The organism is Bradyrhizobium uaiense (assembly GCF_010811875.1).
Classification (GTDB): domain Bacteria; phylum Pseudomonadota; class Alphaproteobacteria; order Rhizobiales; family Xanthobacteraceae; genus Bradyrhizobium; species Bradyrhizobium uaiense.
Window position 1 is genome coordinate 1 of sequence record NZ_VKHP01000182.1, and the last position, 20009, is coordinate 20009.

Consider the following 20009-nt stretch of genomic DNA (forward strand, 5'->3'; position numbering starts at 1 on the left):
GACTGCTGCCCGGCAAGTTCGCGCAGATAGGGCCACGGATAGATGCCGCGGTCATGGCCGTCAGAAAACGAGAGCCGCAGGGCGTAATTCCCGACGGGCTCGATGGCAACGACGTGAAGCCCCGGTGCGATCGGGAGCTCGATGCCGTCAACCAGCCGCCGGATTTCGCTGGCCGCACGGCTGGCCCGACGTAACGTCTCCGCCGCGACCAAACGGGTTCCGCAATCCGGCCAGGTCAACGCCAGCGCCGTGGAATTTTCGCGTAGCTCCACCTGAATTGGTTGCACCTTCACCTCGCATTGTTGGCGTGACGCGTTGTAAGCCGATCCGATCACCTGGCACCCGCAATAAATTGCTTTCGCTATTTCGTGATCCGGCGACCGGAGGCCCGCTCGATCTGCGGGACGTTTTGCCCGGCCTGCTCGGCGCCGTACCAAGGCAGCAATCTGCGGACCGCGCGTTCGAACAGGAGATCAGCCGCAAACCCCATCGCGCCGAGCACGATCAGACCGACGAACATCTGATCGACCCGAAACACCTGTTGCGACATCTGGATCAGGTACCCGACCCCGAACGCCGCTCCGGCCAGTTCCGCCGCCACCAGAACGACCAGCGCAACCGACAGGCTGACGCGAAGCCCGGCGATGATGAACGGCAGCGCGCCCGGTATGACGACGTAAGCGAAGTTGCGCCAACCGCGCGCGCCGAGACTCGCCGCCGCCCGTCCGAGCAGCGGGCTCACATCGCGCACGCCGATATAGGTATTGACCCAGACCGGGAAGAAGACGCCCCAGGCGATCAGGACAATCTTGGACATCTCGCCGATCCCGAACCAGAAGATCGCAAGCGGAACGAAGGCGAGCGACGGAACGGCACGAAACATCTGCACGAGGGGATTGATCGTGCCGTGTAACAGCGGCAATCGCGCCATCACGACGCCAAGCGCCACGCCGAGCACCGATCCGCTGAGAAAGCCGATCGTCGCCCGGAGCAGGCTGGCGCCGAGATGGCTCGGCAGTTCGCCCGTCACGATCAACGCCCATGCGGACTGTACGATCGTGCTCGGCGCGGGCAGCATCACGTTATTGACCAAGCCGCTCCGACTGAGCGCCTCCCACGCGGCAAAAAAGGCAAACGTACCGATCATGCCGGCGACGCTGTGGCGACTGACGCCGAACGCCATGCTCTTACTCCGCCGTTTCCAGGCCGATCGCCCGTGAGACGTGCTCGTAAAGTTCATTGAAGCGCGGCGCCGTGCGACGGCGTGGACGCGGCAGATCGACGCTGATGTCCTCCACGATCCGTCCCGGGTTCGGCGACATTACGATCAGCCGGCTCGCAAGCACGAGCGCTTCGGCGATGTTGTGGGTCACGAACAGGATGGTTGGCTGCTCCTGCCGGTGGATCTCGACCAGCTTGGCTTGCAGGGAACCGCGCGTCATCGCATCGAGCGCGGCGAATGGCTCGTCCATCAGCAGCAGCGATGGGCGGGTCGCAAGTGCACGTGCGATGGCGACGCGCTGTTTCATTCCGCCGGACAGTTCGAAGGGATATTTCTCACCGACATCGGGCAGGTCGACGAGCCCAAGCAGATCGTGCGCAATCTTCACTCGTTCGCGCGCGGCGCGCCCCGCCATCCGGAGCCCGAACTCGACATTGGCCCGCGCCGTCAGCCATGGGAACAGTGAGTAATCTTGAAACACGACGCCCCGTTCGGAACTCGGCCCGTTGATCGCATGGCCACCGACGCGAACGACACCTTTCGCAGGCAACACAAAACCGGCCAGGATGTTGAGGAGCGTGGTCTTGCCGCACCCGCTCGGCCCGAGAACGCAGACGAATTCACCACGGCCGATCGTGAGCGAGACGCTGCCCAGCGCGGTGGTGCGGCCACGGCCGGAATCGTAGACATGACCCAGCTCGATGCACGTGATCAGCGGCTCACCGACGTCAGTCTGCGAGGAAATCTCCACCCTTGCATTCATTGCGGTCGACCACTCTAATCCTGGCCTGCCCGATCCAGCACCGATGTCACCACCACCGTGTTGAAGTCCGGAGTTTTGACATCGGGTCGGACCAGCTTATTGTCGACGGCCCACTTCGCCTGCTCCTCCATCAGGGACACCAGCGAGGCCTTGTCGAGCTCGAGCTTGAAATTTGCCCGCGTCCAGAACGCCTTCGCGATCGCGGGATCGAGCTTGATGCGTTCGGCGGTCAGCGTGGCCGCAGCATCAGGGTCTTTCCTGATATTGTCGTCCGCCTCGAGCAGCGCCTTCACTGCCTTGACGAGCAGGTCCGGCTTGCTGTCGATGGTCGATTGCAGCGTGATGATTGTTGAATACGTGTTGTAGAGGCCTTCCGAGCGAATGATGTGGAACCTGTCCGCGCCTTGCGCGATCGCTTGCGACATGTGTGGCTCCGTCCAGATGAACCCATCGATCGCACCGCCTGCCAAGCTGCTGACGAAATCGCCCGGGTTGAGGCTGACCGCCGTGATGTCCGACCACGCCAGACCTTCCTGCTTGAGCAGCTTGGACAGATAGTAATGCGCGTTCGTCCCCTGCGAATAGCCGATACGCCGACCCTTGATATCCTTGGTGGACTTGATGTCCTTGATGGCGACGAGATCGAAGGGTTCATGCCGGTTCAACGTGCCGATAATGCGTACAGGCAGCCCATTCAGGGTGGCGAACACCACCGGCGTCTCCGCCGCGGTGCCGATCAACACGCCGCCACCGACCAACGCGTCCAGCACCAGGCGGCCACTGGCAAACGTCGAAACCTTCGGCGCCAACCCCTGCCTCTGCCAGGTCTTGTCATGGTCGGCGACGAAGAACTGGCCCCAGCCGAGCGCAATCCCTTCACCAATCGTGATCTCCTGAGCGCGTGAAGGCGCGCTCGCCAGCGTCACCACTGCCGCAAGCGCGACGGCCACGGTTCGTGCGAGCCTGCCCGATCCGGCGAATAAAGCGGCAATAGACGTCACGATACGGTCTCCTTATCCCGGCTGCCATGAACTGGACTCGCGGCCGGGCGCACGTGGCGTGCACCGAGCGGCAGGCCGGCGTCGTGAAAGCGCCGCGCCAGGGCAGTTGCATGATGATCGGCGAAAGCCGGGGCGATCACCGTAACGCCTTGTGGCAAGCCGTTGGGCAGAAACCCGGAGGGAACGGCAACCGCCGAAAGATCGGCCAGATTGACGAAGTTCGTATACGTCCCGAGCCGTGCGTTAAGCGTGATGGGATCAGCCGCAACCTCGTCGATGCGGTAGATCGTGCCGGTGGTCGGCACGATGAGGATGTCGATCTCGTTCCAGAGCTTCTCAATCTGGCGCTTCAGAATGTTCAGCCGCTGCTGCGCCGCGAAGACGTCGCCGCCGGAAATATCACGCCCTCCAAGCAGGATGTCGCGGGTGACCGGAAACAGGGCTTCGGGCCGTTTATCGACGAACTGGCGCAGAGCGCCGTAGCGATCCGCCAGCCAAGGCCCTTGGAACAGGAGATCGTTGATCTCCGCGAACGGGGCGTAGTCGACCTCGACCTTGCGGCCGCCGAGGTTCTGCAGCCGCGCGACCGCCTTGCTGAACAGCGCAGCCGCATCTGCATTGCCGAAGAAGTCCAGCCATTGCGGAGCGGGAACGCCGAAGCGGAATTCGGCCGGCAGCGGACGAACCGCCGCAGGCGCCCCCGTCCGCGAGAACGGATCTTCCTCGTCGTATCCCCGCGCGACATCAAATGCGGCCTGCGCATCCCCGACCGTCAACGCGAAGATTGAGAGCGTCTCGATCGAACGGCAGGCCGCGACCGATCCGACACCGCTGATCAATCCGCGAGTCGGCTTCAGTCCCACGATATTGTTAAAGGCCGCCGGCACCCGTCCCGATCCGCCGGTATCGGTCGCGAGCGCAAAGCTGACCAGTCCCGCCGAGACCGAGACCGCCGCGCCCGAGCTGGATCCTCCGGGAATGTAGGCGGGATCGAACGGATTGCGCGCAACGCCATAGGGCGAGCGCACCCCGACCAGCCCGGTCGCGAACTGATCCATATTGGTCTTTCCGATCAGGATGGCACCTGCAGCCAGCAGGCGTTCGACTGCGGGACTGTTCTTCGCCGGCTGATAGGAAAATCCAGGACAGGCTGAGGTGGTCGGCAGGCCGACGGTGTCGATACAGTCCTTGACGCTGAACGGAACGCCCCAGAGCGGGAGTGCCTGCCGCTCGCGCCTCGGCAACGACTCAAGATGTGAAGCTCGTGCAAGTGCATCCTCGCGCGCCACGACACTGATCCAGACGCCGTCCGCGCCGCGGCGCGTGATCTCCCCCAGGATATGCTCGACCAGGGTCGACGGCGTGAACGCGCCGCTGGCATAGGCGATCGCCAGTTGCGGCAGTTCGAGGTCAGGGCTTTGGGGTTGCTTGGTCATGACGGATCCAGTGGGCGCGGGAACGGCTTTGCCCGCTCGAAGGCGCGTGCTGCACGCAGGACGGTCGTATCTGCGAATTTCGCGCCGATAATCTGCAGACCCACCGGCAATCCTGCTTCGGTAAGACCCGCCGGCACCGACGCTGCGGGCTGCTGTGTCAGATTGAACGGATAGGTGAAGGGAGAGCGGATCGGTCGAACCACAAGATCGGCCTCCGACGCGTCGATCGCCGAAGCGGGATACGCCGTGGTCGGTGTGAGCAGCAGATCCCAATCCTGATGGAACCGATTGAAATGTCGACCGAGCGCTTCGCGGCGATCGACCGCCTGCAGATAGGTGACGGCATCGATCGCTCGCCCCTTCTCGGCAACGGCTTGCAAGCCCTGCTCGACCAAGGCACGACGGGTGGGATCGAACGAGGCCAGAAGCTTGGCCGCGCCCGCGAACCAGAAGGTCTGGAAGAGATCGATGGGATCTTCGATACCCGGATCGACCTGTTCGACGATCGCCCCGAGCCCGGCAAGCGCGTTGGCTGCCTCTGTGACGATCTTCTCAATCTGCGGGTCGATCTGTGCGTAGCCGAGCTTCGGACTGAATGCGATGCGCAGGCCTCGGACACCTTGATCGAGCTCCGCTTGCCAGGAGATCTCGGCTGGCGGCAGCGCGGTCCAGTCGCGCAGGTCGGGCCGCCCGATTACATCGAGCAGCAAGGCCGCGTCACGCACGGATCGTGTCATCGGCGTGACGTGGAAAAGCGTCCCGTTCTGCGACGGCGGATAGACGGGAACGCGACCAAAGGTCGGCTTGAACCCGAACACGCCGCTGTGCGCCGCCGGAAGCCGGGTCGAACCGCCGCCATCCGTCGCGACATGCAACGGCCCGAAATTCAGCGCCGCGCCGGCCGCGGATCCGCAGCTACTGCCGCCCGGTGTGTGTGCGATGTTCCAGGGATTGCGCGTGACGCCGGTCAACGGGCTGTCGCCGAGCCCCTTCCAACCGAACTCCGACGTTGTCGTCTTGCCAAGCAGCACCGCGCCCTGCTCCCGCAACCGGGCCGTGGCGGGCGAATCCTCGTTCCAATCTTGCGCCGGATCGATCGCCCGGCTGCCCCGCAGCGTCGGCCAGCCCTTGGCGAGAATGAGGTCCTTGAGCGCCACCGGCACGCCATCGACCGGACCGAGCGGCTCGCCACGCCGCCAACGGACTTCGGACTCGCGCGCCGATACGCGCGCGGCGTCGGCATCCAGCAGTGCGAAAGCGTTGACATGGCGGTCGAGACGACCGATGCGATCGAGGACAGCTTGTGTCGCCTCAACCGGTGAGAGCGTTCCTGCCCGATAATGTTCGATCAGGTCGGTTGCGGAAAGAAGGGCGATGTCATCCGACCCGCGCAGCCGCGAAGCCGCATCCCGCAACGGAGCATTCTGAGCCGACATGTGCGCCACCTCATTCCTCGATCAGGGCAAATCACTTGCCGAATGAATGATGGCTAGGCGCTCGTGCTCGCGCGCATCAGCAATTAATTGCGGAACTGTGAGCGGCGTTACAAGATTGCAAGATCTGAAGCGCCGGCCAATACAACGTCAGAATGAAAATCTCCGAATCGCAAATCGCGCAACGAAGTCCGCCTGGGGCGGCGCTGAGCTACTGCCGTGTCTCCCGTCCGGAATCGGGTTCTTCTCGAAAATTGAAAGTTGCGCGACCCTGGCATCAGAGACGCTCATCCCGGCAGAGCTCCGCCTTTCGGACGTCACAACGCCCGGAGGCTACGACGCACCGGTAATCGCACGGCTTTCGGCGACGAGCGCGCGAGCCCTACCTCGATGGCAGTGCTGGCTTCCTGCGCTGCTGAGATATCTCTTCACGCCGCAGGCGGAAAGAATACCAAGGCGCGGACCTCTATGCTTTCGCGCGGCGGCGCGCCCGGTGCGAGCGGATTTTCGAACGAGGTATGAAACGACAGCCGCGCGCGACCGTCGTTGGCGCTGTCATGTATCCGGATCAACAGCGCCTCGTCGACCTGCATCTCGGAGAAATAGTACCAGCGATGCGTCGGCTTGTACTCCACTCGGGACGTTTCCCCACGAACGTGGGCGTAGACCAGATCACTGGGGATCAGATCGTCGTCGGTAAACGAGCGCGCGTCGCACAGCGCGAGCGGCGAGTCCAGCACCGGGCCGCGTACCGGTCGCCACACGTTGACGACGCCGAACCGATGTTTCAGCAGTTCGTCCGCCTCGGGTCCAAGGTGGTCGCGGACGCGCCGTGGGGCGGAGTTGACCGTGTGATCGTTGTGCACCTGCCGTGAAGGCGGAGCGAGGCCGGGAACGCTGGCGTTGCGCACGTTGTGGTCGAAGATGAACACGCGGCTTGCGCCGACGGCACTGTGCAGCAGCTGCTCGATCTCCGGGTAATAAAGCCGCTTGATCTCTTCCGGATCGTAGAAATTGGCGACCGCCGTCGGCGCCTTGGCGAGGACGAAGCCATTGCGGTCCAGCGAGAACTCGGACTCGCGTCCGCGCGCATCCTCGATCGATACCTCGCGCTCATCGTCGATCCCGTTCCATTGCGGCACGCCGGGCGGCGGTTCGATTCGATAGAATGTCGGCTTTTCTGCTCCACGTTTGAGATAGTGAAGCTTTGCGGTGAGATTGCGGGGAGAGATGGGTCCGTCGAGCGCCATGGTTGCTGCTACTCCACGTTGGCGCGCGGAAAATGCCGCGACTATTTTGTTGCAGCGATGTTATCGCTTTGGCACGCGAACGTCAGCGCTGCGAATCACCAAAGATTCCGCGACCGCGCATGTCACGCGCCAGAAGTGAACGTGCAAATGGAAATTACTTCTCTTCGGCGATCGAGCGGGACCGGAGAGGCGCTGCGCAATCCAGCGCATCCGACCCGAGATAAGCCACCAGCACGCCGGTCGCTTCGTCAGAGAATTCCGCAGCGCGCTCTCGAAAGGCCGCCGCCTCCTGATCGGTCGCGGCACGCAGATGCGTGTCGATACTTTCCGCACCAAGCCGCTTCGAACAGAAGCCCTCGAGCGCGCGGGTGAACCAGGCCGCCCGTGTCATCCCTTCTGCATCGTCACGGTTTCTCGCTTCGAAGGCAAACCTTTGGGATTCGGCCGTCTCGACGATGTAGACGCGGCTGGCGATCATAGCCGTAGATGAGCTGTTAGCTGGGCAGGGACTGGGGCGTTCCGGATGGGTCGTTCAGTACAATGCCGAGCCTGGCTGCTGTTGTCGCGGTCGAGGCGACGCTGCGATTGAGACTTCGTGCGATCTTCTCGACGGGCGTGTTCGTCTTTGCCAGGCCTCTGAGCTTGTACTTCTCCGCGGCCGTCCACGGACGCCCGCTGGTCGGTCCGAATGGCTTGTTGATGACTGCATCCTGTCGCGGGCTCACATTTCGCTCCCCTTTCGGCCTCACCTCTCCCGCCGATCGGCGCCCGCGATCGACTGCCCGCGGGTGCCACCAACACATGATCGATTGTCTGCTAGTTGAACAGATCCGGCTCGGCCCCGCTGATCCAGTCCCAGAGCGGCTGGAAGCTGAAATAGCCGCCCTTGTGGGTACCGACCTGACTTGCAGTCAGCTTCGCCACGTCATGCGGGATCGGCTTCGGCGTACCGGCCGCCTCCGCGAGCAGCTGTGCGCGGGCTGCATTGTCCATTGCGATGTACCACCAGGCGGCCGCCTCGATCGTCGGTCCGACCGTCAACAGCCCATGGTTCTGTAGGATTGCAGCTTTCTTCGATCCCAGCGCCTCCGCGATTTTCCTGCCCTCCTCCGCCTCCAGCACGACGCCGGAGAACGGATCGAACAGCGCGTGGTCCTCATAGAAGGCACACGAATCCTGGGTGAGCGGATCGAGCAGGCGGCCGAGCGCGGACCAGGCCTTGCCGTAGGTCGAATGCGTATGGGCGGCGGCAATGACATCCGGATGCGCCGCGTGGATCGCAGAGTGAATCACGAACCCGGCCTGGTTGATCGGCTTGTCGCCGATCAGGATGTTGCCGGCATGATCGACCAATTGCAGGTCCGATACCTTGATCTGGCCAAAGTACTTCGACAGCGGATTGATCCAGAACCGGTCCGGGAATTCGGGGTCGCGCACGGTGACGTGCCCGGCCAGCCCCTGGTCGAATCCATAGCGGGAAAACAGCCGGAACGTTGCCGCGAGGCGCTGCTTGCGATGGAGCCTCTCCTCCTCGAACGAAGCAGCCGGCACGCGCTCGACCAGGGAGTATTTCTTCGGCTTTTCGACGATCTTGTTCATTTTCCAGGGCTCCTTGCTCAATATCCAAGCTCTTTGTCGAACACGTCGGCCAAGGGCGCGCCATGCGCATAGGCATCGAGATTGACCAGTGTCTTGTCGACCAGCCGCTTGACGTCATCCGCACCCGTCCAGGAGACGTGCGGCGTCAGAACGATCTTGGGATGGTCATAGATTGGATCACCGTCCGGTGGCGGCTCGGGATCGGTGACATCGAGCGTGGCACCGGCCAGTTGTCCGTTGTCGAGCGCGCGCAACAGCGCCTGTTGGTCGATGATGCGGCCTCGCGCCACGTTGATCAGATGCAGCGACTGCTTCGCGCGCGTCAGCACGTCGGCATTGATCAGATGCACGGTCTCCGGCGTCGCAGGCAGCGCGATCACGAGATGATCAGCCGTTGCGACGAGCGCCTCGATACTGTCCACCGGAACAACACCCGGAATGGCATACTGCCATGGTGAACGCCGCAGCACCCTGATCTGCACACCGAACGGCTTCAAGCGCTCGGCAACGGCATGGCCGATCGCACCGAATCCTGCGATCCCGACCGTCTTGCCGCTGAGCGAACCCAACGCGGTGATCTTCCATTCCTGTCGGTTGCGTGGACGGATCTCATGGATCCGCTTGGCAAAGCCGAGAATCGCCGCCAAGACGTATTCGGCAATCGCGTCGGCCGAGATGCCGCGGCCAACCGTGACCACCGGACCGTCGAGCAGCCATGCCGGAAAGAAGTCGACTCCCGTCGACGCCGTCTGAATCCACCGCAAGCCGTAGGGCCAGCCTGCCGGCCTGTCCGCGGGAGCCTTGCTCCAGCCGGCCAGCGGCCGCGTTAACAGGACATCAGCTTCCGGCGCGATCTCCCACGCCGGCCGATCCGCGGGATGATCGATGATCAGGGGCCGCGACCAATGCTCGATCAGCGCGGCACGCACTTCCGCTCCGAGCTGATTGACGATGACCGGCGATCGCACAGTGGCAACGGGGCGCCCGCTGTCGACACGAGGGGTATTCATTGCATGCACTCACGATTGCAAATTCGTGACATGCTAGGCGCTCATTCCGGGATAGTCTTTTCAAAGATGACAAAAGCCCGGCAACAACAGGATGATGCGCTTCGACGATACAAGTGAAATCGTCTCCTTGGAGCATCGTCGCCCTTCAATCGCGGACCGACATTGTCTTCGGCAAGCCAAAGCGCATTCCGCTTGACATTGACGTTAGTGAGAAGGTGCTAAGCGACCCGTCGACGGAGACTGTGATGAGAATTCAGGAAGCAGCCGATCGCCTGGGCGTCAGCACCCGCGTGCTCCGCCACTACGAGCATGAAGGCCTGATTGTTCCGCGACGGACACCGAACGGCTATCGGAGCTACTCGGCACCGGAGGTCGATCGGGCTGCGTGGGTGAGAGACCTGATCGGTTCGGGATTCTCAACCCGCGAGATCCGCAATCTGATCGCCGCACTTGAAGACGGCACAAGTCGGCTCGGGGTCAATTGCTCAGCGGTGATGAAAGACAAACTGGAGCGGATCGATCGTGCAATCGAGACGTTGCGCAGGCGGCGTCGGACGCTCTCACGCCGGCTGTCCGATTGGAGACAGAGACCCCGCGATCAATAGGGACAAGATTCATGCAAATACTCAACATCCTGGCGAGACGCTATCTGCCGCTGGAGCGGCTCGACGAGACTGTCATGTTCTACGAGACGCTGATCGGTCAGAAGGCGCGCCTTCGCTTCGACTATCCTCAATACGACCTCAGGCTCGCGCCAGTCGCATCAATTCTGTTCATTGCGGGAACGGATGAAAGCTTGACGCGGTTTCTGCCGACCCACCTGACGTTTCTGGTGGAGGACATTGACGCCTTCGCCAGCCATCTCCCGACGGTTGGCGCCAGCATACTGGAAGCGCCCAAGGCGGTCCCGACAGGGCGCAACATGCTCGTCCGTCATCCCGACGATACGCTCGTTGAGTATGTCGAGCATCACGACAAGCATCCGCAAGATGTCTTGCCGGCTGCGAGCGAGGGAAATCCGCAACAGGGTCAGAGAGCGTGACGAGAGGCGGCCTGTAGCGAATTGGCGTCGTCGCGGCTTTGCGTCGCGACCTGTCGAGGCTTCCACCAACTCGCCGGAACGCGGCTTTCATCAGCCATTGTTCTTTCCGAAAGGGATCCGTCCGTCCCAGCCGAAATGCGGGGCGCTTACCTTTACCCAGCGGATAGAGATGGTTCGTAGACGAGCGGTCCGCACGTCGGACGTTTCGGCCACTCTGCGAGGACCGCAATCTATGAATGCCTGTCCAACTAGCAGCGCGCGCTCCGGCGGAATTGGCTGGTTCATCTACACCGGCCGCGCACAACTGGACACCGTCAGCGTCTCTGCCGGATTGCTTACCGCGATTATGATCGGTCTCTTCGTGGATGGCGTGATTTTCCGGAGCCACACGCGGATCACGGTCCAGCGCTGAGGTCAGCTGCAAACCTAAAGCATCATCCGGAAGAATGCGAAGCGGTTATCCGAAAAGACCGTGATCAAACAAAGAAGTATTTAGGTTGAACTGAGCGGCGGCAGTGCTTCACGCTTTCCACGTATTTTCGATGCTCCCAGATCAATGCCCACCGCTTGAGCTACAGCCGGAAATGGGTTTCGCCTGCGGCTCCTGCGTTTCGATAGCGAATCCGAACGACGCGAACCAATCGGCTGTTTCATTTTGGCCCTGCTCATGTGACTGCGCGATCGATGCGAACGGTCATTCTCACAACTCGAGCGAACTCCTGCTTCGGCAGCACCTGTCGGGCACGCGGGCAGAGTCTCAACCGCTTCATGGGCGCGATCCGTGCCACGAATACTGCTTGACGAGCGTCATTAACTCTCGGACGCTTGGCGGCAGGGCACGATCGGATCGGCAGGGTAGGCCGAAATCCCGTAAGCGCAGTCCTTTGAAATGGTGGCATCCTCTATGATCGACATTTCAGCACTGAGCCGGGAAGACGTCGACACGCACTTTCTGCGCCAATCGTTCGACGTGGCGCGCCGCGCGCTCGCCCACGGCAACCATCCCTTTGGTGCCGTCCTGGTCGACCACGACCGTCGCGTCCTGCTGGAGGCCGAAAACGGCTTCATGCCTTCGCGCGACGGCACGGCGCATGCCGAGCGGCTGCTGGCAACGCAGGCTTGTTTGACGCTTCCCGCCGACGTGCGGAAGGGGGCGACGCTTTACTCCTCCGCCGAGCCATGCGCCATGTGTGCAGGCGCGATCTATTGGGCAGGCATCGGCCGCGTCGTCTACGGCCTCAGCGAGCATGCTCTGCGCGAGCTCACCGGCGATCACGCCGAGAATCCAACTCTCGATCTGCCTTGCCGTGAAGTATTTCGCAGTGGACAACGTTCGACCGAGGTCGTCGGACCGCAACTCGAGGCGGAGGCCGCGGCCCTGCATCACGGCGTATGGCAAACAGGTTGACTTCTTGCGGCGCCGTCCTTGTCGCTCGACAGGAGAAATGGCGCCGCGGGGTCATCGCGGCGCCACCAGGACCACCCGCTGGAACGGTCTGGGTGATCAGAACTTCACCGAGATACCGGAATAGAGCGATTCCTCGGTGCAGGAATTGTTGCTGACGCCCGGGGCGACGTTACAGACGGTACTCTTGGCGTGGTCGAGGCCGAACTTGTTCTGCCAGTAGCGGTAGGCGACCCAAACGTCCACGAAGTGCGAGTACTTCGGACCCCAGAACGCCTTGCTGGCGTCGAAGGTCAGACGGATCGGCTCGGAGTTGAGCTCCACCGCCGTGTTGATGTTGGTGACCGGATTGAACGCCATCGGCGCGTTCTCGGTGCCCTTCATGCCGTACCAGCCGGCGCGGCCGCTGATCGAGAAGTACTGCATGTTCTCGGGCAGGAAGCCGAGATCCATGTAGTAGTTCACCTCGACGGCCCAGGTCGGCTTGAACTTGGTATTGCCGTCGATGAGGCAGGTCACGCCGGGCACGCCCGGGCCGAACAGACCGCACTGGTCGAACGCGTTGTGATTGGCGAACTCGTAGTACATCAACGGCGACACGTTGATGTAGCCCTTGTAGGGAAGGTTGAACTCGAACTGCAGACCGGCGACGACGTCGCGCTTGGCCGGCGCGAGGAAGTTGTTCTCCGTGTTGGCGTCCATGCCGACTTCGAACGAGATGTTGTTCAGCGGCCCCATGCTGAACGCCTTCGTGTTGAAGATCTGATTCCAGCCGAAGGTGGAACGGAACAGGCCATAAATCTCGGTGGCGCCGGCGCAGATTGCCGGAGCTCCCGTGATGGTCACGCCGACATTCGAGCATGGCGACGCGGGGTCGTTGTGATCCGATTTGTACATCGAGATCGTGAAGAAGTTCTGGCCATAGGCCCAGATGTCGAAATGCGTGAACGAGTAGACCTGCTTGGCGGTCTTTCCATTGATGCTGCCGTCCGGACGGACTGAAAAGACGCCGGGATCGGTGCCGGAAAAGATGTAGGAGTAGGTCACGCGATCATCGATGACCAGAAAGAACGGCAGGTCGGCCGCCGGCTTGGGCGCCTTGACCGGCAGATCGGCGGCGCTTGCAAGATTGGCGGCCGGTATCAATCCCAGCGATAGCACGGCGGCTGATAATATGCGGCGGATATTGAACATCGCGAAAGACCCCCAGAGTGAAGCAAACGGAATTCGTGCTGACGCTGGAACGTGACGCCGCTTCCGGCAGAACGGGAAGCCTGAACTTTTTCCACCTCGTGACGCGTGTTTGATCAGCAGGCTCTGCAGGATCGGTCCGGCTTGGCTGGTTTTCGCAAAGCTCGGCCGCCAAAAACTCTACGCCGACAGATTTTGGATTTTTCAAATTATGCCCGTCATTGCTAGCGATCTGAGACATTTCGGCGCAGCACGAAATTCGCCGTTGGCGCGCCAACACGTCATCGCAGCGCGCTCCGGCGACCCTGCTCAACTTTGCGTCACCGCTGCCTATCGCCATTTCGAATTGGCTCGACAGTTACAATCTTGCAACACTACCTGCCGCTGTGCCGGGTGATGCGCTGTCCTGCGGCGCAGCTCGGGCGGCCCCGCGCAACCATGGAAAGCTCAAGCGTGCCGAAGGCTTAAGCAACCGGTGGCGTTTTTTGCTACTTACGCATGTTCCAAAACTGGCCCAGTATTGCTGCTCCCTCTCCTGACGCAGGCGATATCCTGGGATGCGAAACACGACATCCGCCGGGCAGCACACAAGTGCCACACCGCTGCTGCAAACGGTCGCCTTGACCAAGCGGTACGGTACGTTTCTCGCCAACGACAAGATCGATCTCGATATCTGGCCGCGGCAGATCCATGCATTGCTCGGCGAGAACGGCGCCGGCAAATCCACTCTCGTCAAGACCATCTACGGTCTGGTCCAACCGAGCGAAGGCGAATTGCGCTGGGAAGGCCGGAACATGGTCTTGTCCGGTCCTTCGCAGGCTCGCGCTCGCGGCATTGGCATGGTGTTCCAGCACTTCTCGCTGTTCGACAATCTCACTGTCGCAGAGAACGTCGCGCTTGGACTTGATGGCAAGGAATCGTTCAAGGAGATCTCCGCGCGGCTCGAGCGGGTGTCCCACAGTTACGGGCTTCCACTCGATCCGAAACGCGAGGTCTGGCAGCTCTCGGTCGGAGAGCGTCAGCGCATCGAAATCGTCCGTGCGCTGATGCAGGATCCGAAATTCCTCATCCTGGACGAGCCCACCGCGGTGCTGACACCGCAAGAAGCGGACCAGTTGTTTGTCGTGCTGGAGCGCCTCAAGAGCGAAGGACGCGCCATTCTCTACATCAGCCACAAGCTGGAAGAGGTGAAGCGGCTGTGCGACACCGCCACCATCCTGCGCAACGGCAAGAAGGTCGCGACCTGCAATCCCAAGGCGGAGACTGCCGCCTCGCTCGCCCGCATGATGGTCGGCGCCGAGATCAAGGAAGTGAAGCCGGCGGCGACCCGCGAGATCACCGTGCCGCGGCTCGCGATCGTCGATCTCAACCTCGAACCCGACGATCCCCATGGCGTGCACCTCAAGGGAATCTCGCTTGAGCTCAGGGGTGGTGAAATCCTGGGAATTGCAGGCGTCGCCGGGAACGGACAGGACGAGTTGTTCGCGGCACTTTCGGGCGAGCGGCTGGCCAAGGACCCCGGCACCGTCGTCATCGAGGGAATCGCCGCGGGACACCTCTCGATCAGCCGGCGGCGCAAGCTCGGGGCAGCCTTTGTCCCCGAGGAGCGGCTCGGCCACGGAACCGCACCGCGCATGCGGCTTTCGGAGAATGCGCTGCTCACCGGTCACGTCGCCGGCAACATGGTGCTGCACGGATTCGTCAACACCGCCGCCACGCTGAATGCCGTCGATCGCACGACCAAGACCTTCGACGTGCGCAAGGCGAAACGCGATCCGGAGGCCGCGAGCCTTTCCGGTGGCAACCTCCAGAAGTTCATCGTCGGCCGCGAGATCCTGCGCAATCCGGCCGTGCTGGTCGTCAACCAGCCGACCTGGGGCGTCGATGCCGGCGCGGCCGCGGTGATCCGCCAGGCGCTGCTCGATCTCGCCGCCGGCGGCGCCGCCGTGCTGGTGACAAGCCAGGATATCGACGAGCTGATCGAAATTTCAGACCGCATTGCGGTGATGTTTCACGGTCGTTTGTCGGAGCCGCTGCCGACCGCGGAAGCAAGCCGCGAGAAGCTCGGCCTGCTGATGGGCGGAAGCAGCCTCGAGGCAACGGAGCAGGCGCATGCAGCTGGTACTTGAGAAACGCGCCGAGCGGTCCAAGACCGTTGCACTGATCTCGCCCCTTATCGCGATCGGGCTCACCATCGTGACCATGACGATCCTGTTCGCGGTCATGGGCAAGAATCCGATCCTGGCGCTCTATGTCTATTTCATTGCGCCGCTCGCCGACGGCTACTCGCTGCAAGAGATCGCGGTGAAGGCGACACCACTGGTGATGATCGCGATCGGCCTGTCGCTTTGCTATCTCGCCAATGCCTGGAACATCGGCGCCGAGGGACAATTCCTGATGGGGGCGGTCGCCGGAAGCTGGATTGCGGTGAAGACGCAGGGCATCGAGGCCGGCCACTGGGTGCTGCCTGCCATGCTGCTGCTCGGCGCCATCGCTGGCGCGCTGTATGCGCTGATCCCTGCCATCTGCAAGGTCAAGTTCGGCGCCAGCGAGATCTTGACCTCGCTGATGCTGGTCTATGTGGCGGACCTGCTGCTCGACTATCTGGTGCGCGGGCCCTGGCGTGATCCGCAAGGCTTCAACTTCCCGACCACGGCCGAGTTCGACCCGGTCGCGACGGTGCCGACGCTGATCGAGGGAGGCCGGCTGCATCTCGGCTCGATCCTCGCGCTCATCGTGGTCGCTGCCGGCGCCGTGCTGCTCGGCAAGACGATCAAGGGCTTCGAAATCCGTGTCGTGGGTGCTGCGCCCCGCGCGGCCCGATTCGGGGGATTCAATGCCAACCAGCTGATCCTGCTGACATTTGCAATCTCCGGGGCGCTCTCGGGGCTGGCCGGGATCATCGAGGTCGCGGGGCCCGTCGGCCACCTCCAGCCCGGCATCTCGCCAGGTTACGGCTTCACCGCGATCATCGTTGCATTCCTCGGACGATTGAATCCGGTTGGAATACTAATTGCAGGGCTGTTTCTCGCACTCACCTTCATCGGCGGCGAGCAGGCGCAGATTGCCATGAAAATCCCGTTGGACGTCACCAAGGTTTTCCAAGGAGTTCTGCTGTTCTACGTGCTCGCCTGCGATTCCCTCATTCTCTATCGCTTCCGCATCATCTTCTCGGCTCCGCAGGTCGCACGTGGAACTCATTGAAGCGATTATCCTGTCGGTGCTGGCGGCATCGACGCCGCTGTTGCTGGCGGCAACAGGCGAGCTGGTGACCGAACGCTCTGGTGTGCTCAATCTCGGCGTCGAGGGAATGATGATCGTCGGTGCGGCCTGCGGCTTCGGCGGCGCATGGTTGACCGGTTCGATCATCGTCGGCGCGCTCTGCGGAATTCTCGCCGGTACGCTGATGTCGCTGCTGTTCGCCGGAATGGCGCTCGGGCTGGCGGTCAACCAGGTCGCCACCGGCTTGGCGCTCACTATCTTCGGCACTGGCCTGTCGGGATTGATCGGCGCCGGCTTCGTCGGCGAGCGGATCACACCGGCGCCCCATCTCTATATCCCCTTCATCACCAACATTCCGCTGATTGGCCGTATTCTGTTCGGCGAAGATGGATTCGTTTATCTCTCGCTGGCGCTGATCGCGGCGGTCTGGTGGTTTCTGTACCGGACGCGGGCCGGGCTCATCGTGCGTGCCTGCGGCGACAACCACGTGTCGGCACACGCGCTGGGCTATCCCGTCCTGCGGATCCGAATGTACGCCGTGATGTTCGGCGGCGCCTGCGCAGGGCTTGCCGGCGCCTATTTGCCGCTCGCCTACACGCCATTCTTCATTCCGGGCATGACCGCGGGCCGCGGATGGATCGCGCTCGCGCTGACCGTGTTCGCCTCCTGGCGGCCCGGTCGGCTGGTGATCGGAGCCTATCTGTTCGGCGCGGTGACGATCCTGCAGCTTCATGCACAGGGCGCCGGAATCGGCATTCCGTCCCAGTTCATGTCGTCGCTGCCCTACCTCGCAACCGTGATCGTGCTGGTGCTGCTGTCGCGCGCGCGAACCGGCGGTTCAACGGCGCCTGCAGCGCTCGGCACCGTCTTCGTTCCCGATCGCTGACATTGGATTTCCGGACCGGCGCGATTGGGGGGTGCCGTCCAAAAAATTGCTGTTCACCCCACTGTTTGGAGGACATCATGATGAAGAAGAATTTGCTTGCGGCCGCCGCCGCACTTCTGCTGGCGGGAGGCGCCACGAGCAGCGCGATTGCCGCTGACAAGCTGAAGGTCGGGTTCATCTATCTCGGGCCGGTCGGCGATCTCGGCTGGACCTATCAGCACGAGCTTGCCCGGCAGGCCGTGGTGAAGGAGTTCGGCGACAAGATCGAGACAACCTTTCTCGAAAACATTCCCGAGGGTCCCGACGCGGAGCGCGCGGTCGAGCAGCTCGTCCGCGCCGGAAACAAGCTGATCTTCACCACGTCGTTCGGCTACATGGACCCAACGCTGAAGGTAGCGAAGAAGTATCCGAACGTGCATTTCGAGCATTGCTCGGGCTACAAGCGCGACAAGAACATGTCCACCTATTCGGCGCGCTGGTACCAGGGCCGCTACATCCAGGGAGAAATCGCAGCCAAGATGTCAAAGGCCGGCGTGCTCGGCTATATCGGCTCGTTCCCGATTCCCGAAGTCGTCTCGGGTATCAACGCCACGATGATCGGCGCGCAGACCGTCAATCCCAATATCAAGGTGAAGATCATCTGGGTGAACTCGTGGTTTGATCCCGGCAAGGAAGCCGATGCTGCGAAGGCGCTGCTCGATCAGGGCGCCGACATCATCATGCAACACACCGACTCGCCGGCCGCGATGCAAATCGCAGGCGAGCGCGGCAAGCTCGCATTCGGCCAAGATTCCGAAATGATCAAGTTCGGCCCGAAGGCCCAGCTGACCTCGATCCTCGATACGTGGGCACCCTACTATATCGAGAGGGTGAAGGCGGAGCTCGACGGCACCTGGAAATCCGGCGATACCTGGGGCGGCCTCGAGACCAAGATGTTCGAAATGGCGCCCTACACCAACATGCCTGACGACGTGAAGAAGACGGCGGAGGACACCCAGGCAGCCATCGCCGCCGGCAAGCTGCATCCGTTCAAGTGCCCCGTCGTCGCGCAGGACGGCAAGGACGTCGAGTGCAAGGGCGGCGATCATCTTGCGGATGATCAGATCCTCGGCATGAACTTCTACGTCAAGGGCATCGACGACAAGCTTCCCGGCAAGTGAGCGACCGCCGCTCCGAAATGATCCTCCTCTTGCAGAGGAGGATCAAGCCACCCGACGATCGACGACGCCCCGCTCGCGCCGAAACCTAGCCGGCCTGAATGGCGCGGGCAGCGGCGCTGTGCCGGCTTATCAGATCGGCGACGTCGAGCCCGGGAATCGCGCCGTCAATGACGGTCCAGCGGCCGCCGACCATGACGCGGTCGGCACGGTGCGCCCCGCACAGCACAAGCGCCGCCAGCGGGTCGCCATGCCCGGAGAAGCGCAGCTCGTCGAGCTTGAAGAGCGCGAGATCGGCCGCCTTCCCGACCGCGATCTCACCGAGTTCGGGCCGGCCGACGCAAGCTGCGGAGCCCTTGGTGGCCCATCGCAGCGCGTCGATGTGACTGACGCGATTGACGCCATAACGCGCCCGCTGCACCAGGAAGGCGGCGCGCACCTCCTGCATCAGGTTCGATTCGTCGTTGGAGGCGGAGCCATCGACACCGAGCCCGATTCCGACGCCGGCCCCTTCCATCTCGCAGACCGGGCAGCAGCCTGAGGCGAGGACCTGGTTGCTGCAGGCACAATGGCTGACCGTCATCCCGGCTTTGCCAAGCCGTACCATTTCCTCCGGGTTGAAATGGATGCCGTGGGCAAGCCAGGTGCGCGAATTGAGCCAACCGCATTGCTCGAGATAATCCAGCGGTCGACAACGGTACGCCTCCTGACAAAATCTGTTCTCGTCCTCCGTCTCCGCAAGATGGGTGTGCAGGCGAACGTCGAGCTTGCCGGCAAGCTCGGCGGTCCGGCGCATCAACGAGGTGGTCACCGAGAAAGGCGAACATGGCGCCAGCGCAATCTGCACCATCGCATCTGCGCCGCGCTGGTGGTGCCGGGCAACGACCCGTTCGCTGTCGGCCAGGATAGTGTCTTCATCCTGAACCACGCTGTCGGGCGGCAGGCCGCCATCGCGCTGCGAGAGGTTCATCGAGCCGCGCGTCAGCAACACGCGCAAGCCCAGCCGTCTGGCCACCTCGACCTCGATGTCGATGGCATGTTCCAGCCCGGCGGGGAACACGTAATGATGGTCGGTGGTGGTGGTGCAGCCCGACAGCAGCAATTCCGACATCGCGACGGTGACGCCGAGTGACAAGGCGTCCGGCGTCAGCCTCGCCCACACCGGATAGAGTGCCTGAAGCCAGGGAAAGAGCTCGCGATCGAGCGCAGCCGGAACCGCGCGCGTCAGCGTCTGGTAGAAATGATGATGGGTGTTGATCAGGCCCGGCAGCACCACATGGGTACTGGCGTCGAAGATCGTCATATCGGCGGTCGCGGCCTGGCGACCGCGGCCGACCAGTTCAACGATCTTGCCATCCTGGATCACGACGCCGCGCTCGGCCCCGTCGGCCA

Annotated in this window: 20 protein-coding genes; 8 read left to right on the plus strand and 12 right to left on the minus strand. The window is 62.6% G+C overall.

Annotated elements, in window-relative coordinates:
• From FNJ47_RS51670 to FNJ47_RS32790, 10 genes are all read right to left on the minus strand, one after another.
• Positions 1-335 (minus strand): gamma-butyrobetaine hydroxylase-like domain-containing protein (locus tag FNJ47_RS51670; protein WP_347341741.1); only part of this gene is annotated, 335 nt, incomplete at its 3' end.
• Between the two features lie 26 nt (positions 336-361).
• Complete coding sequence (locus FNJ47_RS32750) at positions 362-1183, minus strand: ABC transporter permease (RefSeq protein WP_163160066.1); 822 nt, start codon at positions 1181-1183, stop codon at positions 362-364.
• 4 nt (positions 1184-1187) lie between these two features.
• Positions 1188-1985: an ABC transporter ATP-binding protein gene (locus FNJ47_RS32755; RefSeq protein WP_163160067.1), complete on the minus strand. Its 798-nt coding sequence runs from the start codon at positions 1983-1985 to the stop codon at positions 1188-1190.
• Between the two features lie 14 nt (positions 1986-1999).
• Positions 2000-2986: an ABC transporter substrate-binding protein gene (locus tag FNJ47_RS32760; protein WP_347341742.1), complete on the minus strand. Its 987-nt coding sequence runs from the start codon at positions 2984-2986 to the stop codon at positions 2000-2002.
• Positions 2983-4422, minus strand: a complete 1440-nt coding sequence (gene atzF / locus FNJ47_RS32765; RefSeq protein ID WP_163160068.1) for an allophanate hydrolase — start codon at positions 4420-4422, stop codon at positions 2983-2985. The genes FNJ47_RS32760 and atzF overlap by 4 nt, the downstream gene beginning before the upstream one ends.
• Positions 4419-5858 (minus strand): amidase, encoded by a 1440-nt coding sequence (locus tag FNJ47_RS32770; protein ID WP_163160069.1) that lies wholly within the window; start codon positions 5856-5858, stop codon positions 4419-4421. The genes atzF and FNJ47_RS32770 overlap by 4 nt, the downstream gene beginning before the upstream one ends.
• Positions 5859-6283: 425 nt before the next feature.
• The gene (locus tag FNJ47_RS32775; RefSeq protein ID WP_163160070.1) at positions 6284-7105 is read right to left on the minus strand and encodes a CmcJ/NvfI family oxidoreductase; all 822 of its coding nucleotides are present in this window, start codon (positions 7103-7105) and stop codon (positions 6284-6286) included.
• A gap of 154 nt (positions 7106-7259) precedes the next feature.
• Positions 7260-7583, minus strand: a complete 324-nt coding sequence (locus FNJ47_RS32780) for a hypothetical protein (RefSeq protein ID WP_163160071.1) — start codon at positions 7581-7583, stop codon at positions 7260-7262.
• Positions 7584-7921: 338 nt separating this feature from the next.
• A complete protein-coding gene (locus tag FNJ47_RS32785; protein WP_163160072.1) occupies positions 7922-8704 on the minus strand; it encodes a class II aldolase/adducin family protein in 783 nt (260 codons plus the stop codon).
• A gap of 17 nt (positions 8705-8721) precedes the next feature.
• The gene (locus tag FNJ47_RS32790; RefSeq protein ID WP_163160073.1) at positions 8722-9714 is read right to left on the minus strand and encodes an NAD(P)-dependent oxidoreductase; all 993 of its coding nucleotides are present in this window, start codon (positions 9712-9714) and stop codon (positions 8722-8724) included.
• 113 nt (positions 9715-9827) lie between these two features.
• Here FNJ47_RS32790 and FNJ47_RS32795 point away from each other — a divergent pair, with 113 nt between their 5' ends.
• The 4 genes from FNJ47_RS32795 to FNJ47_RS32810 all read left to right on the plus strand — a co-directional run bounded on the left by FNJ47_RS32795 (position 9828) and on the right by FNJ47_RS32810 (position 12164).
• Positions 9828-10319 (plus strand): MerR family transcriptional regulator, encoded by a 492-nt coding sequence (locus tag FNJ47_RS32795; RefSeq protein WP_206685369.1) that lies wholly within the window; start codon positions 9828-9830, stop codon positions 10317-10319.
• 11 nt (positions 10320-10330) lie between these two features.
• Positions 10331-10756 (plus strand): VOC family protein, encoded by a 426-nt coding sequence (locus FNJ47_RS32800; protein WP_163160074.1) that lies wholly within the window; start codon positions 10331-10333, stop codon positions 10754-10756.
• A 232-nt stretch (positions 10757-10988) separates the two neighbouring features.
• Complete coding sequence (locus FNJ47_RS32805; RefSeq protein WP_175068450.1) at positions 10989-11168, plus strand: hypothetical protein; 180 nt, start codon at positions 10989-10991, stop codon at positions 11166-11168.
• Positions 11169-11660: 492 nt separating this feature from the next.
• Positions 11661-12164, plus strand: a complete 504-nt coding sequence (locus tag FNJ47_RS32810; RefSeq protein WP_163160075.1) for a nucleoside deaminase — start codon at positions 11661-11663, stop codon at positions 12162-12164.
• Positions 12165-12260: 96 nt separating this feature from the next.
• Here FNJ47_RS32810 and FNJ47_RS32815 read toward each other — a convergent pair whose 3' ends face one another.
• Positions 12261-13355: a hypothetical protein gene (locus FNJ47_RS32815; RefSeq protein WP_163160076.1), complete on the minus strand. Its 1095-nt coding sequence runs from the start codon at positions 13353-13355 to the stop codon at positions 12261-12263.
• Between the two features lie 554 nt (positions 13356-13909).
• On the opposite strand from FNJ47_RS32815, the gene FNJ47_RS32820 reads away from it, so the two are divergent.
• From FNJ47_RS32820 to FNJ47_RS32835, 4 genes are all read left to right on the plus strand, one after another.
• A complete protein-coding gene (locus FNJ47_RS32820; RefSeq protein ID WP_163160077.1) occupies positions 13910-15481 on the plus strand; it encodes an ABC transporter ATP-binding protein in 1572 nt (523 codons plus the stop codon).
• Positions 15465-16556: an ABC transporter permease gene (locus FNJ47_RS32825; RefSeq protein WP_163160078.1), complete on the plus strand. Its 1092-nt coding sequence runs from the start codon at positions 15465-15467 to the stop codon at positions 16554-16556. The genes FNJ47_RS32820 and FNJ47_RS32825 overlap by 17 nt, the downstream gene beginning before the upstream one ends.
• Entirely contained in the window at positions 16543-17460 is a 918-nt protein-coding gene (locus FNJ47_RS32830; RefSeq protein ID WP_163160079.1) for an ABC transporter permease subunit, read from the plus strand. Before FNJ47_RS32825 ends, FNJ47_RS32830 begins: the two co-directional genes overlap by 14 nt.
• An 80-nt stretch (positions 17461-17540) precedes the next feature.
• Complete coding sequence (locus tag FNJ47_RS32835) at positions 17541-18620, plus strand: BMP family ABC transporter substrate-binding protein (protein WP_163160084.1); 1080 nt, start codon at positions 17541-17543, stop codon at positions 18618-18620.
• An 85-nt stretch (positions 18621-18705) separates the two neighbouring features.
• Here the strand turns inward: FNJ47_RS32835 and FNJ47_RS32840 are convergent.
• Positions 18706-20009: 8-oxoguanine deaminase (locus FNJ47_RS32840; RefSeq protein ID WP_163160080.1), on the minus strand; the 1304-nt coding region annotated here is incomplete at its 5' end.